Annotated in this window: 15 protein-coding genes; 8 read left to right on the top strand and 7 right to left on the bottom strand. The window is 65.7% G+C overall.

The window, feature by feature from the left end; genetic code table 11:
* Positions 1–4: 4 nt before the first annotated feature.
* The 3 genes from B0T39_RS19130 to B0T39_RS19120 all read right to left on the bottom strand — a co-directional run bounded on the left by B0T39_RS19130 (position 5) and on the right by B0T39_RS19120 (position 2,837).
* Positions 5–448, bottom strand: coding sequence for a response regulator (locus B0T39_RS19130; protein WP_081549406.1), 444 nt, complete (start codon positions 446–448; stop codon positions 5–7).
* Positions 448–1,923: a sensor histidine kinase gene (locus B0T39_RS19125; protein WP_081549404.1), complete on the bottom strand. Its 1,476-nt coding sequence runs from the start codon at positions 1,921–1,923 to the stop codon at positions 448–450. The genes B0T39_RS19130 and B0T39_RS19125 overlap by 1 nt, the downstream gene beginning before the upstream one ends.
* Positions 1,924–2,027: 104 nt before the next feature.
* Entirely contained in the window at positions 2,028–2,837 is an 810-nt protein-coding gene (locus B0T39_RS19120) for an IclR family transcriptional regulator domain-containing protein (protein ID WP_081549402.1), read from the bottom strand.
* A gap of 163 nt (positions 2,838–3,000) precedes the next feature.
* Here B0T39_RS19120 and B0T39_RS19115 point away from each other — a divergent pair, with 163 nt between their 5' ends.
* From B0T39_RS19115 to pcaC, 7 genes are all read left to right on the top strand, one after another.
* The gene (locus B0T39_RS19115) at positions 3,001–3,693 is read left to right on the top strand and encodes a 3-oxoacid CoA-transferase subunit A (protein WP_081549400.1); all 693 of its coding nucleotides are present in this window, start codon (positions 3,001–3,003) and stop codon (positions 3,691–3,693) included.
* Positions 3,686–4,345, top strand: a complete 660-nt coding sequence (locus B0T39_RS19110; protein ID WP_081549398.1) for a 3-oxoacid CoA-transferase subunit B — start codon at positions 3,686–3,688, stop codon at positions 4,343–4,345. Before B0T39_RS19115 ends, B0T39_RS19110 begins: the two co-directional genes overlap by 8 nt.
* Positions 4,342–5,544, top strand: a complete 1,203-nt coding sequence (gene pcaF / locus B0T39_RS19105; protein ID WP_081549396.1) for a 3-oxoadipyl-CoA thiolase — start codon at positions 4,342–4,344, stop codon at positions 5,542–5,544. The genes B0T39_RS19110 and pcaF overlap by 4 nt, the downstream gene beginning before the upstream one ends.
* Positions 5,545–5,627: 83 nt before the next feature.
* On the top strand, positions 5,628–6,968 hold the full coding sequence (locus B0T39_RS19100) for an MFS transporter (RefSeq protein ID WP_081549394.1): 1,341 nt from the start codon (positions 5,628–5,630) through the stop codon (positions 6,966–6,968).
* A gap of 15 nt (positions 6,969–6,983) precedes the next feature.
* Positions 6,984–7,763 (top strand): 3-oxoadipate enol-lactonase, encoded by a 780-nt coding sequence (pcaD, locus tag B0T39_RS19095; RefSeq protein ID WP_081549392.1) that lies wholly within the window; start codon positions 6,984–6,986, stop codon positions 7,761–7,763.
* A gap of 13 nt (positions 7,764–7,776) precedes the next feature.
* Positions 7,777–9,126 carry a 3-carboxy-cis,cis-muconate cycloisomerase gene (pcaB, locus tag B0T39_RS19090; RefSeq protein WP_141111302.1) on the top strand — a complete coding sequence of 450 codons (1,350 nt, stop codon included), beginning with the start codon at positions 7,777–7,779 and terminating at the stop codon, positions 9,124–9,126.
* Positions 9,119–9,523 (top strand): 4-carboxymuconolactone decarboxylase, encoded by a 405-nt coding sequence (gene pcaC, locus B0T39_RS19085; protein ID WP_081549388.1) that lies wholly within the window; start codon positions 9,119–9,121, stop codon positions 9,521–9,523. The genes pcaB and pcaC overlap by 8 nt, the downstream gene beginning before the upstream one ends.
* On the opposite strand, the gene B0T39_RS19080 is transcribed toward pcaC, so the two are convergent.
* The gene (locus B0T39_RS19080; protein WP_081549386.1) at positions 9,512–10,105 is read right to left on the bottom strand and encodes a TetR/AcrR family transcriptional regulator; all 594 of its coding nucleotides are present in this window, start codon (positions 10,103–10,105) and stop codon (positions 9,512–9,514) included. The genes pcaC and B0T39_RS19080 overlap by 12 nt on opposite strands.
* A 135-nt stretch (positions 10,106–10,240) precedes the next feature.
* On the opposite strand from B0T39_RS19080, the gene B0T39_RS19075 reads away from it, so the two are divergent.
* On the top strand, positions 10,241–11,443 hold the full coding sequence (locus B0T39_RS19075) for an MFS transporter (RefSeq protein ID WP_081549384.1): 1,203 nt from the start codon (positions 10,241–10,243) through the stop codon (positions 11,441–11,443).
* An 11-nt stretch (positions 11,444–11,454) separates the two neighbouring features.
* Here the strand turns inward: B0T39_RS19075 and pcaG are convergent, their stop codons facing one another.
* Genes pcaG through B0T39_RS19060 form a run of 3 tightly spaced genes read right to left on the bottom strand, consistent with a single transcriptional unit; the run spans position 11,455 to position 14,196 of the window.
* On the bottom strand, positions 11,455–12,069 hold the full coding sequence (pcaG, locus tag B0T39_RS19070) for a protocatechuate 3,4-dioxygenase subunit alpha (protein ID WP_081549382.1): 615 nt from the start codon (positions 12,067–12,069) through the stop codon (positions 11,455–11,457).
* Positions 12,066–12,815: a protocatechuate 3,4-dioxygenase subunit beta gene (pcaH, locus tag B0T39_RS19065; protein WP_081549380.1), complete on the bottom strand. Its 750-nt coding sequence runs from the start codon at positions 12,813–12,815 to the stop codon at positions 12,066–12,068. The genes pcaG and pcaH overlap by 4 nt, the downstream gene beginning before the upstream one ends.
* Positions 12,787–14,196 carry an MFS transporter gene (locus B0T39_RS19060; protein WP_081549378.1) on the bottom strand — a complete coding sequence of 470 codons (1,410 nt, stop codon included), beginning with the start codon at positions 14,194–14,196 and terminating at the stop codon, positions 12,787–12,789. The genes pcaH and B0T39_RS19060 overlap by 29 nt, the downstream gene beginning before the upstream one ends.
* Positions 14,197–14,205: the final 9 nt, after the last annotated feature.

Raw genomic sequence — 14,205 nt, 5'->3', positions numbered from 1 at the left:
GCGATTACCGGGCCGGCAAAACCACGGACTGGGCGTAAGAATGCAGTAGATCCATCAGTTTCACGAATTGCGGACCCACGGCGGATTTCATCATATAGCCAGCTACATTTTCTTCGTAAGCGCGCATGCGGTCCGCATCCCGAGACGAGGTGGTCAGCACGAAGATGACCGAGTGGCGCAACTGGTTGTCGGCGCGGACGGCTTCAAGGAATTGAAACCCGTCCATCCGCGGCATATTGAGATCTAGCAAAATCAGGAAGGGGCTGGTAATCCGCTTGCTGTCGTGCGTTCCGCGCAAGATTTGCAAGGCCTCAAGGCCATCGCTAGCGGTCACCATCTTGCACTCAAGCCCCTGGCGGCGCACCCCCCGCAATACGCCTTCGATGGCCACGTCATCGTCATCCACCAGTAAAACCGTAATATCGCTTGATATCACCGCACTTGCCATCACTCCACCTCCTTGAGCGGAAACCGCGGCCAGCGGATGCGGAAACAGGCTCCACCCAAGGTGCCGTTTCGGTCCAGCACCACGGTGCCGCCATTGCTGTTGACCATGCGGCGGGTCACCGCCAGCCCAACGCCATGCCCCGCCGCCTGACTGCTGGCGCGGTGAAACAGCTTGAAAATACGCTCTTCCGAGCCCTCTGGCACGCCAACACCGTCGTCTTCCACCGTGAACAGATTGAAACGCCCCTCCTCCTCCACCGTGATGCGGATCACGCCTTTGCCACTGCCGTGATGCTTGCAGGCATTGGACAACAAATTGCGGATCGCCAAGGACAGCGGTGTGCGCGCGGCGGGAAAAGGCTTGGCATTGATTTCAACCTCCAGCTGGAAACCGGGGGAGATATCGAGGAGTTCCAGGGTTTCGCGCACCAGTTGACCGGGGTCAATCACTTCAAATCGTTCATCCTGGCGCCCTGCCCTCGCGTATTCCAACAAGTCTTCTATCATGCGTTCGGCGCGGGCGATGCGCTCTTCAGCCCGGGTAAAGTTTTTCTCTATATCCGCGCTGAGCTGGGAGGGATCCAAATCTTCGCGAATCCACGAAATCAGATCCGCGATTCCGCGCAAAGGCGAGCGCAAATCATGGGAGGCCACATAGGTGAACTCCTCCAGTTGAGCGTTGGCCTGCTGCAGCGTTTCCTCAAATTTCTTGCGCAGGGAAATGTCGGTGATTGCGGCCAACACCTGCCGCTCCCCTTCGGTTTCCAGCGGGGTCAGACCCACTTCCACCGGAAATTCGCTGCCGTTCCGATGCTGGGCCAGCAGATCGCGACCGGAGCCCATCGCCCGCACTTCCGGCGCTTTGGCGAAGGCGGCGCGCAAAGCCGGGTGGCCATTTCGCACGCGCTGCGGCAGCAACACCTCCACCGGTTTGCCCACCAGTTCGCCTGGCGGATAACCAAACATGGCGTCCAGCGCTTGATTGGTCATTGAAATCCTGCCGTCCGCGCCCGCCATCAGCAGGCCGATAGGCAGCGACGACACCACTTTAGAAAAGCGATGCTCGAGCCGGCGTCGCGGCGTGATGTCGCTGACAAAGGCCACTGCGCAGACTTCGTCGTCGTGGGGCATCGAACCCAGGCCGATTTCGATCGGGAACTGTCGTCCATCGGCATGCTGGGCAAACAGTTCGCGGCCGCTGCCCATGGTTCTGGGCGTGGGATTGGCAAAAAACAGCTGACGAAAATCCAGATGGCGTTCACGAATATCCGCCGGCAACAACATTTCCACCGGCTGTCCAAGAAGTTGGGCCTTGTTGTAGCCAAACATGTTTTCCAGCGCGCTGTTGACGTAGAGCATGCGTCCATCGGCCGCCACCACCAACACGCCCACAGGGGCGGCCTCTACGACGGAAGCCAGCCCGGCATTACCGGAGGCGCCCGCGGCAGGAACCCTTTCTGGAAACTTGAACGACATCTCGTCCTGCTTTCACCTATGTTTTATTGCTGTAGGTTTAGCATAGGGTTTTCTCAAGCGCTGTTAATTCTGATGTCCTATCCGCTTCATCGACAACGCTTTGCTCAAGCAAGCAGCAAGGCCAGTTCCGCCGCCGCCTCGCGGAGCACCGGCAAGATGCGCAATAACAAATCCTCGCGGCTGACGCGCGCCGCCTGCACGCCGACATTGATCGCCGCCGCGGCGCGGCCATCGGCGCCGATGATGGGCACGGCGATGGAACGCAGGCCGATTTCCAGCTCCTGATCAATCAAGGCATAGCCCTGCTCCGCCACCCTCGCCAGCTCCGCCTCCAGCTCCGGTCGCTCTACGATGGTGTACGGCGTGTGCTGGACCAGCCTCGCCCGATCCAATAGTTGAGTGAGCTCGGCGGCGGGCAGTCGGCTCAGCATCGCTCGGCCCATGGATGTGCACGCCGCGGGCAAACGGCTGCCTATGTCCAGGTCCACCGTCATGATTCGGCTGGTGAAGGCGCGCGCGATATAGAGGATGTCGTCGCCGTCCAGGATGGCGATGGAGCTGGATTCGTTGACGCTGCTGCTCACGTGGCGCAACACAGGCTGGCCGGCGCGCGCCAAGGGCGTGGAGCCCAGATAAGCGTGGCCCAGCGCCAGGATGCGCGGCCGCAGGGAGAAATGACGGCCGTCCTCGCTGTCCACGAAGCCCAGCTTGTTCAAGGTGTACAAGCAGCGCCGCACCGCCGCGCGAGGAATGCCGGTGCGCTGGCTGATTTGCGAAGTGGACAGCAGGCGCCGCTGCGCGGAGAAGGCCTGAATCACCGCCAAACCGCGCGCCAGCGAGGCCATGTAGTTGGGGTCGCCGCTGAAAGTCTCTTCCACGCCCTCTTCGGCGATAGGGTCTTGCCGCTGTTGCATCTTGCCTCCCTTTTTTCATCTTGAGCGATTACCGCACACTATTGCGATCATCGTATTGACCCAGCCGCTGGCGGGCAAGCATGCTGAATGCGCGATTAAAGTTATTTTGTTCGATAATCGCACAACTCCTTTATGGCTGCATGCAACCCGCAAAGGACAGTCGATGATAGATAAAACGGTAAGTTCTCCCGCCACCGCCATTGCCGACATCCACGACGACGCCACGGTGATGATCGGCGGCTTCGGCGTCGCCGGCCAGCCGGCGGAATTGATAGACGCGCTAATAGACCACGGCGCGCGCAACCTCACCATCGTCAACAACAACGCCGGCAACGGCGAAACCGGGCTGGCCGCGTTGCTGCGAGCACGCCGGGTGCGCAAGATCGTCTGCTCGTTTCCGCGCCAAGCGGACTCCCAGGTTTTCGACGCGCTCTACCGCGCCGGCGACATCGAACTGGAACTGGTGCCACAGGGCAATCTGGCGGCGCGCATCCAGGCCGCCGGCGCCGGGCTGGGCGCCATCTTCACGCCCACCGGTTATGGCACCCTGCTGGCGGAGGGTAAGGAAACCCGCCGAATCGATGGCCGCGACTATGTGCTGGAACTCCCCATCCACGCCGACTTCGCCCTGATCAAGGCCTGCCGCGGAGACCGCTGGGGCAATCTGCAATACCGCAAGGCGGCGCGCAACTTCGGCCCCATCATGGCCGCCGCCGCGCGCCAGACCATCGTCCAGGTGGGGCAACTGCTGCCGCTAGGCGAAATGGACCCGGAAACCGTGGTGACGCCGGGCATCTTCGTTCACAAGCTGGTTTGCGTCGCCGGCCAGCTTACGCAAGGAGGCCGGCATGCATAAGCGACTGGACCGCGAACAGATGGCGGCGCGGGTGGCGCGCGACATCCCGGAAGGCGCATACGTCAACTTGGGTATTGGCCTGCCCACCCGGGTGGCCGACTATCTGCCGCCGGAGCTGGATATCTTCCTGCATAGCGAAAACGGCCTGCTGGGCATGGGGCCGGCGCCGGCTCCAGGCCAGGCGGACCCGGACCTGATCAACGCCGGCAAGGAGCCGGTCACGCTATTGCCCGGCGGCTGCTTTTTCCACCATGGCGATTCTTTCGCCATGATGCGCGGCGGTCATCTGGACATCTGCGTGTTGGGCGCTTTTCAGGTGTCGAGGCGCGGGGACCTGGCCAACTGGCATACCGGCGCGCCGGACGCCATTCCGGCGGTGGGCGGCGCGATGGACCTGGCCATAGGCGCCAAGCAAGTGTTCGTGATGATGGAACATTTGAACAAACAGGGCGAATGCAAGCTGGTGGAAGCCTGCAGTTATCCTCTGACCGGCGTTGCTTGCGTGCACCGCGTGTACACCGACCTCGCGGTGATCGACCTCCGCGACGGAGAGTTGCTGGTGCGCGAATGCGTGCACGGCCTGGATTTCGATGAGTTGCAGCGGCTGACTCCGGTTCGGCTGACCGATGCCCGTCAAGGAGGTATCCAATGAAACAAGCTTATATCTGCGACGCCATCCGCACCCCCTTTGGCCGCTACGGCGGCGGGCTGTCCACCCTGCGCGCCGACGATCTGGCCGCCCTGCCCTTGAACGCGTTGCAACAACGCAATCCGGGCGTGGACTGGGCCTTGTTGGACGATGTTTTTTATGGTTGCGCCAACCAGGCCGGCGAAGACAATCGCAACGTGGCGCGCATGGCCGTGTTGCTGGCCGGCCTGCCGGCATCCACCCCCGCCAGCACGATCAACCGCCTGTGCGGTTCCAGCCTGGACGCCATTGGCCAGGCCGCGCGCGCCATCAAGAGCGGCGAAGCCGAACTGCTGATTGCCGGCGGCGTGGAAAGCATGAGCCGCGCGCCCTATGTGATGGGCAAGGCGGACAGCGCCTTCGCCCGCAATCTGCGCATAGAGGACAGCACCATGGGCTGGCGTTTCGTCAACCCCTTGCTGCGCGAGCGCTACGGTGTGGACTCGATGCCGGAAACCGCGGAAAACGTGGCCGAGCAGTTCCGCATCTCGCGCGCGGATCAGGACGCTTTCGCGCTGCGCAGCCAGCTGCGAGCCGCTGCCGCGCAGGAGGCCGGCCGGCTGGACGATGAACTGATGGAGGTGCTGATTCCGCGTCCCAAGAGCGAGCCGCTGCGCTTCACGCGCGACGAACACCCGCGCACCACCTCGCTGGAGGCGCTGGCCCGGCTCAAGGGCGTGGTGCGGACCGACGGCAGCGTCACCGCCGGCAACGCCTCCGGCATCAACGACGGCGCGGCGGCGCTGCTGCTGGCCGGAGAAGGCGCGCTGAAACGCCATGGCCTGACGCCGCGCGCACGCGTACTGGCCATGGCCTGCGCCGGCGTGGAGCCGCGCATCATGGGCTTCGGTCCGGCGCCGGCCATCCGCAAAGTCTTGACTCTGGCCGGGCTGCGCCTGGATCAAATGGACGTAATCGAACTTAACGAGGCCTTCGCCGCCCAGGCGCTGGCTGTATTGCGCGACCTGGGCTTGCCGGACGACGCCGAGCACGTCAACCCCAACGGCGGCGCCATCGCCCTCGGCCATCCTCTGGGCGCCAGCGGCGCGCGACTGGCCGCCACCGCGCTGTATCAGTTGCAACGCAACGGCGGCCGCTACGCGCTGTGCAGCATGTGCATAGGCGTGGGGCAAGGCATTGCGCTGATCATCGAGCGCGTCTGAGAACCTGTTCGCCATCAATCGCGCGTCGGCGAGGCGCGACACGGAGAGAGCCGACCGCGCGCCCACTCTCATAGGAGCCCCCCATGCAGAACAAGCCTATGGACATCAGCGAGTTCATCGACGACAGCCCGCTGTCCCGCTATCAAGTCATGGTGTTGACGCTGTGTTTTCTCATCGTGCTGCTGGACGGCTTCGACACCGCCGCCATCGGCTACATCGCGCCGGAGCTAATCGGCCAATGGGGCATTTCCCGCGGTCAACTGGCGCCGGCTTTCGGCGCAGGCTTGTTCGGCATGCTGATAGGCAATTTCGCCTTCGGTCCGGTGGCGGACCGCCTGGGCCGCAAGCGGGTGCTGCTGCTGTGCACCTTGATCTTTGGTCTGGGCACCTTGGCCTCGGCGCAATCCAAATCGATAGAAACGCTGGCGCTGTTGCGCTTTATCACCGGCATCGGCCTGGGCGGCGTGCTGCCCAATTGCATTACGCTGAGCTCGGAATACTCTCCTGCTCGCCACCGCATGTTGCTGGTGACGCTCAGCTACGCTGGGTTTACCGCCGGATTGGCCCTGGGCGGTGGTGTCGCCAGCCAGATTATTCCGTTATGGGGCTGGCAAGGCGTGCTGGTGGCCGGCGGCCTGGCGCCTCTGCTCTTGCTGCCCTTCATGGTCTGGCTGTTGCCGGAGTCCGTATGCTATCTCGCAGGCAGACCGGAGCAGATAGACGCGCTGCGCCGCATCGTTGCCCGCATCAATCCGGACCCTCATTGGCAAAGCCAGCCCTTTCGCCACGAAAACGCGGCGTCTTCCGGCCGCACCTCGGCCAGCCTGCTGTTCGTCGCCGGCGCTCGCGCCCGCACTTTGCTGTTGTGGCTGACTTTTTTCTGCTGCTTGTTCGTGTTCTATCTGTTGACCAACTGGATGCCCACCATTCTGCGGGACCACGGCTACAGCACCGCTCAGGCGGCGCGCATCAGCGCCATGGTGCCGCTGGGCGGCGCGGTAGGCGGCGTGGTCATGGCCATGCTGATGGACCGGATGGGCGCGCGCCGGGTGCTTCCCTGGCTGTGCTTGCTGGCGGCGCTGGCGCTGTCCGCCGTGGGCGCGGCGCTGGGCGACGGCGGCTGGCTGTTCGCCACGGTGTTCCTGGTGGGCTTCAGCCTGACCGGCGCCTTGAACAATTTGAGCATACTCGCCGCCACGCTCTACCCCACCCAGGCGCGCGCCACCGGGGTAAGCTGGGCGCTGGCGGCCGGCCGCGCCGGCTCCATCATCGGCTCGATGACCGGCGCTCTACTGCTCTCCGCGGCGGGTTCCGCGCACGGTTTCTTCGCTTGGGCCGCCGCGCCGGTGCTGGCCGGCGCGCTAGCCTTGTTCGCGATGGCGCGGCTGGACGCGGCGCCTACGGTTTTGAAATCCCAGGCATAGATAAAGGAGCCCGTCATGCCAATGCTGAAACTAGCCAGCCATTCGCTGCACTACCAACTAGAGGGCCCTCCGGCCGCGCCGGCATTGTTGCTGTCCAACTCCCTGGGCGCCACGTTGGACATGTGGAAGCCTCAACTTGCGGCCTTGAGCCAGCGTTACCGGGTGCTGCGCTACGATGTGCGCGGCCACGGCGCCAGTACGGCCAGCGCCGAGTGCAGGTTGGCGGACCTCGCCGGCGACGCGCTGTCGCTGCTGGATGCGCTGGACATCGAGCGCGCGCACTTTTGCGGCATTTCCATGGGGGGCCTCACCGGCCTGTGGCTAGGCGCTTACGCGCCGGAACGCCTGCAATGCCTGGTCGTCAGCAATAGCGCAGCCAAAATAGGCGAAAGCGAAGCCTGGCGGCAGCGCGCCGCCCAAGTGCGCGCCGAGGGCATGGCGGAATTAGCCTCCAGCGCCCATCTGCGTTGGTTCAGCGCCGATTTTTGCGCTAAGGCGCCGGACGCCGTCGAGCAGGCCCGCGCCTGGCTGGAGAGCGCTTCGCCGGACGGCTACGCCGCTTGCTGCGAGGCGCTGGCCGACGCCGACCTGCGCGCGGACTTGCCGCGCATCGCCACGCCCACACTGCTGATTGCCGGAAGTTACGATCCAGTCACCACCGCAGCGGAAGCGGAGAGAATGGTGGCGGCCATGCCTAAGGCCAGGCTGGCGCTGCTGCCAGCCTCCCATCTGTCCAATCTGGAAGCGCCGCTCGCTTTTGAGCAAGCGCTGCTTGAATTCCTGGACGCGAGCTGAAGCAAGGATGCCAATGGAACTGCTCAATTCCTTATTCCGCCCCGGCGTCGGGCCCCAGGCTTTCACGCCCGAGGCCACCATCCAGGCGCTGCTGGACGTCGAGGCCGCGCTGGCGTGGGCCGAGGCCGACGTCGGGGTGATTTTGCCCGCCGCGGCAGAAGCCATTGCCGCGCACTGTCGCGTCGAGCGGATCGATCTGCCCCGGCTGGCGGCGGACGCCGCGCAGGCCGGCAATCTGGCGATTCCCCTGGTCCGCCAGCTGACGGCGCTGGTCGCCACCGACGATGCCGTCGCCGCTGGCTTCGTGCACTGGGGCGCCACCAGCCAGGACATACTGGACACCGCGCTGGTGCTGCAATTGCGGCGGGCGTTGGCAGGCATCGCTGCCGATCTCGACAGCCTGATTGAGCTGTGCGCGGAGCGCTGCGCGCAACACCGCGGCGAGATCATGGCCGGCCGCACCTGGCTGCAACAGGCGCCGCCCATTACCTTGGGCCTGAAGCTGGCCAGCCTGCTGGATGCCCTGCTGCGCCAGCGCGAGCGTTTGCGGCAGCTGCGCCCGCGCCTGCTGACGCTGCAATTGGGCGGCGCGGTCGGCACCCTGGCCGCGCTGCAGCCACATGGCCTGGCGGTGGCGGAACAGATGGCGCGGCGGCTGGATCTCGCCGCGCCGGACCTGCCCTGGCACAGCCAGCGCGACCGCCTGGCCGAACTGGCCTGCTGGTGCGCGCTCTTGTGCGGCACCCTGGGCAAGCTGGGCCGCGATGTGTCCTTGTCGATGCAAACCGAAATCGCCGAGTTGTGCGAGCCGGAACAAGCTGGCCGCGGCGGCTCGTCCAGCATGCCGCACAAGCGCAATCCGGTGGCCTCGGCGGTGATGCTTGCCGCCGCCGCGCGGGCGCCGGGATTGGCCGCCACCCTGCTGACGGCCCAGGTTCAGGAGCAGGAACGCGGCCTGGGCGGCTGGCATGCGGAGTGGGAAACGCTGCCTGAGCTGCTGTGCTTGTGCGCCGGGGCCTTGCGCCAGGCGGTGGAGCTGTTGCGCGGGCTGGAAGTCCGCCCCGACGCCATGCGCCGCAATCTTGCCGCCAGCTGCGGCCTGATCATGGCGGAAGCGGTGACCATGGCCTTGGGAGAGCGGCTGGGCCGCTCGCGCGCTCATCAGCTGGTGGCGGAGTGCTGCCAACAGGCGCGCCTACGCGGGGAAGACCTGGCCGACGCGCTGCGCGGCCACCCCGAATTGTCGGCCTTGCTGAGCCACGACGAATTGAGCACGCTATTGGAGCCTTCTCAAAATCTGGGCGCGGCCGATGCCATGGTGGCGCGAGTCTTGCGTCGTTATCGGGAGCGAACGGATGAATGAACAAGAACGACTGCGCCAGGGCGAAGGCATACGCCGGGAAGTGCTTGGCGACGCCCACGTGGACCGCAGTCAGGCCGGACGCAACGACTTCAACGGCGATTTCCTGGACCTGATCACCCGCTACGCCTGGGGCGAGATCTGGGATCGCCCTGGCCTATCGCGCCGGCAGCGCAGCCTGATCACCATCGCCATGCTGGCGGTGCTGGGCAGAGAGGCGGAGCTGAAGCTGCATTTGCGCGCGGCGCGCAACAATGGCGTCAGCCGGGACGAACTGAAGGAAACCCTGCTGCAGGTGGCGATATATGGCGGCGTGCCGGCGGCGAACACCGCCTTCCAGCTGGCGGAAGAAGCCTTGGCCGCCTCGTCCTGCGACGGCGGCGACGGCTCAGACGCTTAGCCGCAACCCTTCCAGCAAGATCTCCAGCGCGTCCAGCGTCTGAGCCAGCGCCGCCGCCGGCTGCTCGGCGCCGGACGCCCAGCAAGCGCCCTCCACCAGCGCGCCGTTGATCAAACGCGCCAGCGCCTGAGGATCGGCGGGGCGGATCAGGCCGGCGTCCATCAGCGCGCGCAAGCGCTCGGCGATGGCGCCGACGCACTGCCGCTGGCCGGCCTGCACGTATTCGGCGCCCAGCGCCGCCGGCGCATCATACAGCAAAATGCGTTGCGCCTCCGGCTGCGTGACCGCTTGCAGGTAAGCGCGGCAACGGCGCTTGAAACCCTGCCACGGGTCCGCCGCCTCGCGCTCCGCCCGCGCCAGGCCGGCCTCGATCTCGGCGTCCAGCGCCTGGGCCACCGCCAACAGCAAGCCCTTCTTGTCGCCAAAGTGGTGGTAGAGCGCGCCACGAGTCACGCCAGCGGCGGCGGTCAACTCGTCCATCACCGTCGCGGCGTAACCATCGACGCCAAAGCTGCGGCGCGCAGACTGCAGCAGCCGGTTCCGGGTTTCCTCCATGGTTTCGCTGCGCGTTTTGCCTGCCATCGCGTTCTCCTGTTGCCGCCTGGGTCGTCACCCCGCATTTGACATACGGAATGTATGTCGATTAGTTTAACATACGTCGCGTATATTAAAACAGCGGACGAGCTGTATTCACATCGTCCGTCACAAGGAAACCCGATGGCCAACCCCTACCTTAGCCTGTTCTCCCATCCCGGCAGCCTGGCTTTCTCCGCCGCCGCCTGGGTAGCGCGGATGCCAATCTCCATGACCGGCATCGGCATCATCACCATGTTGTCGCAAACCTCCGGCTCCTATTGGCTGGCCGGCGCCGTCGCCGCCACCTTCACCTTTTCGATGGCGCTGCTAGCGCCGCAGATCTCCAGATTGGTGGACCGCTACGGCCAGCGTCGGGTATTGCCGGCCGCCACCGCGCTCAGCGTGACGGCGATGCTGGCGCTGTTGTTTTGCAGCTGGGCGCAATGGTCGGTGTGGACCTTGTTCGTTTCCGCCGCCCTCGCCGGCTGCATGCCCAGCATGTCGGCGATGGCGCGCGCGCGCTGGACCGAAATCTATCGCGGCTCGCCGCAACTGCACACCGCGTTTTCGCTGGAATCGGTATTGGATGAGGTGTGCTTCATCGTCGGCCCGCCCATTGCCGTTGGCCTGAGCGTGGCGGCGTTTCCGCAGGCCGGGCCCTTACTGGCCGCCGTGCTGCTGGCCGGCGGCGTCGCCGCCTTCTGCGCGCAAACCGGCACCGAACCGCCGGTGCACCCCAGCGCACGGGAACGTCGCGGCTCGGTCGCGTCCTTGGCCGGCATGCGGGTGTTGATCCTGGCCCTGCTGGCGCTGGGCACCATCGCCGGCGCGGTGGACGTGATCAGCGTCGCCTTCGCCCAGCAGCAAGGGCAGCCGGCGGCGGCCAGCATCGTGTTGTCGGTGTACGCGATCGGCTCCTGCCTGGCCGGCCTGCTGTTCGGCGCGCGCAAGCTCAACATGCCGCTGCCGCGGCTCTTCGTCTGGGCCGCCGCCGCTACCGCCTTGGCCACCCTGCCCTTGCTACTGGTTTCCAATCTGTGGCTGCTGGGCGCGGGCATGCTGCTGGCCGGGGTGTTCTTCGCCCCCACCATGATCGTGGCGATGGGCTTGGTGGAGGAGATGGTGGCGCCGGCTCAGTTGACCGAGGGCCTGACCTGGCTGATCACCGGCCTGGCCAGCGGCGTGGCGCTGGGCGCGGCGTTGACCGGCTGGGTGGTGGACCACGCCGGCGTGCGCGCCGGTTTCGGCGTGACGCAGGTCGCCGGCGTGCTGATGGCCTTGATCGCCTGGGCCGGGCGGAGCCGCTTGAAAACGCGTGTCCTCGAAGCGGCCTTGGACAGCTGATTGCGCGGCCCTTACAACTCGAAGAACACTGTTTCCCTCTCCCCTTGCAGATGGATATCGAAACGGTAGGCGAGTCCGTCGCTGGAGCTGTCCGGCAACGCCAGCAGGGTCTGCCGCCTTGCTTCCCCGTCGATCAGGTTCAACACCGGGTCCGCGGCATTGGCCTCTGCCTCGTCGGCGAAGTAAATCCGGGTATGGAGGCCGAGATTGATGCCGCGCGCCACCAGCCAGACATTGATGTGCGGCGCCATCCAGCGGCCGTCCCGCCCCGGTGCCCGGCCAGGCTTGATCGTGTCGAAGCGATAGCGCCCGCTGTCGAAATCAGTGCAGGCGCGCGCCCAGCCGCGGAAGCCTCCAGCCTCCGCTCCGGCATAGCGGCCGAGGGCGTCCGCCTGCCAGATCTCCAGCAGCGCGTCGCGCACCGGCGCGCTGGCGCCATCCAGCACTTGCCCATGCAAGACGATGGGCTGGCCCTCCAGACCGTCCGTCAGCAAGCAGGAACCCAAGCGACTCTGGAAAATATCGAAACCGGCCTGTTGCGGCGCCAGCCCGATGTGGACATAAGGGCCGGCGGTTTGGGAGGCGGTTTCGCGCAGCACGGCTTGCGGGATCGGGAACGGATTCATGAAACCTCCTGCGTGGTTTGAACGCGGTTTTCGAACAAGGTGACGCGCCGGCCGCGCAACACGATATCGAAACGATAGGCCAGGCTGTCGAAAGGCACTGTCGCCTTGCGATCCAGTTGCGCGATCAGCCCCCGTACCTGCTCCTCGTCGCCTATGGTCCCGACAATGGGGCAACTGGCGATCAAGGGATCGCCCTCGAAATACATCTGAGTGATCAAGCGCTGCGCATAGGCGGCGCCGGACAGGGAAAAATGGATGTGGGCCGGCCGCCAATCGTTGGCGCGGTTGCGCCATGGATAGGGACCGGGCTTGATGCTGCGGAAGAAGTAATAGCCGTTTTCGTCGGTCAGCGCGCGGCCGCAACCGCCGAAATGGGGATCTATGGGCGCCAGGTACTGGTCCTGGCGATGCCGGTAGCGGCCGCCGGCGTTGGCCTGCCATATTTCCACCAGGGTATTGGGCGCCGGACGGCCGTTTTGGTCGCGAACAAAACCGTGCACGATGATGCGCTCACCTATCGGCGAGCCCTGCCGCGCGTAATTGCGCGTCAGATCGTGATCCAGCGCGCCCAGCTCTTCGCCATGGAAGACCGGTCCGGTGATTTCCGACAGCGAATGCTGCAAGGCGATCTGCGCATGGTGCGGCGCGCGCAACACGCTGCTCTTGTAGTCCGGCGTCAATGCCGGCGGATGATCGCGATGATCCCGCGGGTAAAGTTCATCCGCGCTCTGAGCGGGTATCCACATGGGCTTGCTCCTGTTCGTTTGAGGTTGGCAGCGACGACGTTGCGGGCCGGGCTGCGTCGAAGGGCGCCGCCACGGCGGCAAAGCGCTGCTTGCACAGCAAGGCCGCAGTGGCCAGCACAGCCGGAATCGCCAGCAGCGCGAAGATGGTGTCCAGCTCCAGCTGCCGGCGCAGCAGCTCGCCGCCCAGCAAGGCGCCGGCGATGCCGCCAAAGCGCCCGATGCCCAGCATCCAGGCCACGCCGGTGGCGCGGCCATGGGTGGGGTAGAAGCCGGCGGCCAAGGCCGGCATCGACGATTGAGCGCCGTTCATCGCCGTGCCGGCCAGAAAGATCAGGCCGCCCAGGCTCAGCATCGTCGCCGTTCCCTGTCCCACGGCGAAGATCAGCGCCGCGGTCAAGGCATAGCCCAGCGCCACCACCCGGTTGGGGTTGAAGCGGTCCATCAAATATCCTGCGGCCAAGGTGCCGATGCCGCCTCCCAGCGGAAACAAGGCGGTCATCAGCGCGGCCTGGCTGATGGAAAAGCCGGCGTCCTTGATCAGGAGAGGCAGCCAACTGGTCAGCAGATAAAAGATCAACAGCCCCATGAAATAAGCCAGCCACAGCATCAGCGAGCCCAGCCGGTAGGCCGGCGCCAGGACGACGCCCACTGCCGAGCGCCCGCCCAGCGCCGGCTCGGCGGCGACAAAGCCGGGCTCGACGGACAGATCGCGCCCGGCGATGCGCTCCAGCACGCCGCGGATACGCGCCGCCGGCGCGCCGTGGGCGGCCATGTGGCGCACGGACTCCGGCAAATAGCGCCACAGCGGCACGGCCAGCCCCAGCGGCGCGAGGCCGCCGAGCAAGAGCACGCTGCGCCAGCCGTAATGCGGAATCAGCCAGGAGGCGAGCACCCCGCCCGCCGACGCGCCAAGCGGAAAGCCGCAGAACATCGCGTTCACCAGCACCGCTCGGTAGCGGGCCGGCGCGAATTCCGACATCAGCGTCACCGCATTGGGCATCGCTGCGCCCAGCCCCAGGCCGGTCAGAAAACGTAAGGCGGTCAATTGCTCCAAGGTGGCGGCGAAGGCGCTGGCCAGGCTGCCCGCGCCGAAGAACAGCACCGAGGCCAGCAGCACGGATTTGCGGCCGTAGCGGTCCGCCAGCGGCCCGGCGCTCAATGCGCCAAGCGCCAGGCCGAACAGGGCCGCGCTCAGCACCGGCCCCAGCGCGGCGCGCGGCACGCCCCACTCCTGCACCAGGGCCGGCGCGATATAGCCGACGGCGGCGGTATCGAAGCCATCCACCGCCACCACCAGGAAGCAAAGCGCCAGCAGCAGGCGCTGACAAGGGCTGAAACGCTCGTCGATGATGGTCTGCACATCCAGCGGCGGTTTGCTCATGACCTCTCC

It is taken from the genome of Chromobacterium haemolyticum, assembly GCF_002081825.1.
Classification (GTDB): Bacteria; Pseudomonadota; Gammaproteobacteria; order Burkholderiales; family Chromobacteriaceae; genus Chromobacterium; species Chromobacterium fluminis.
Note: the sequence above shows the minus strand (reverse complement) of the source record. Positions and strands in the feature narration are given on the sequence as shown.

Bases quoted from the DNA above. Each gene is read 5' to 3' on its own strand.
- B0T39_RS19130 (WP_081549406.1), bottom strand. From the start codon at position 448: ATGGCAAGTGCGGTGATATCAAGCGATATTACGGTTTTACTGGTGGAT.
- B0T39_RS19125 (WP_081549404.1), bottom strand. From the start codon at position 1,923: ATGTCGTTCAAGTTTCCAGAAAGGGTTCCTGCCGCGGGCGCCTCCGGT.
- B0T39_RS19120 (WP_081549402.1), bottom strand. From the start codon at position 2,837: ATGCAACAGCGGCAAGACCCTATCGCCGAAGAGGGCGTGGAAGAGACT.
- B0T39_RS19115 (WP_081549400.1), top strand. From the start codon at position 3,001: ATGATAGATAAAACGGTAAGTTCTCCCGCCACCGCCATTGCCGACATC.
- B0T39_RS19110 (WP_081549398.1), top strand. From the start codon at position 3,686: ATGCATAAGCGACTGGACCGCGAACAGATGGCGGCGCGGGTGGCGCGC.
- pcaF (WP_081549396.1), top strand. From the start codon at position 4,342: ATGAAACAAGCTTATATCTGCGACGCCATCCGCACCCCCTTTGGCCGC.
- B0T39_RS19100 (WP_081549394.1), top strand. From the start codon at position 5,628: ATGCAGAACAAGCCTATGGACATCAGCGAGTTCATCGACGACAGCCCG.
- pcaD (WP_081549392.1), top strand. From the start codon at position 6,984: ATGCCAATGCTGAAACTAGCCAGCCATTCGCTGCACTACCAACTAGAG.
- pcaB (WP_141111302.1), top strand. From the start codon at position 7,777: ATGGAACTGCTCAATTCCTTATTCCGCCCCGGCGTCGGGCCCCAGGCT.
- pcaC (WP_081549388.1), top strand. From the start codon at position 9,119: ATGAATGAACAAGAACGACTGCGCCAGGGCGAAGGCATACGCCGGGAA.
- B0T39_RS19080 (WP_081549386.1), bottom strand. From the start codon at position 10,105: ATGGCAGGCAAAACGCGCAGCGAAACCATGGAGGAAACCCGGAACCGG.
- B0T39_RS19075 (WP_081549384.1), top strand. From the start codon at position 10,241: ATGGCCAACCCCTACCTTAGCCTGTTCTCCCATCCCGGCAGCCTGGCT.
- pcaG (WP_081549382.1), bottom strand. From the start codon at position 12,069: ATGAATCCGTTCCCGATCCCGCAAGCCGTGCTGCGCGAAACCGCCTCC.
- pcaH (WP_081549380.1), bottom strand. From the start codon at position 12,815: ATGTGGATACCCGCTCAGAGCGCGGATGAACTTTACCCGCGGGATCAT.
- B0T39_RS19060 (WP_081549378.1), bottom strand. From the start codon at position 14,196: ATGAGCAAACCGCCGCTGGATGTGCAGACCATCATCGACGAGCGTTTC.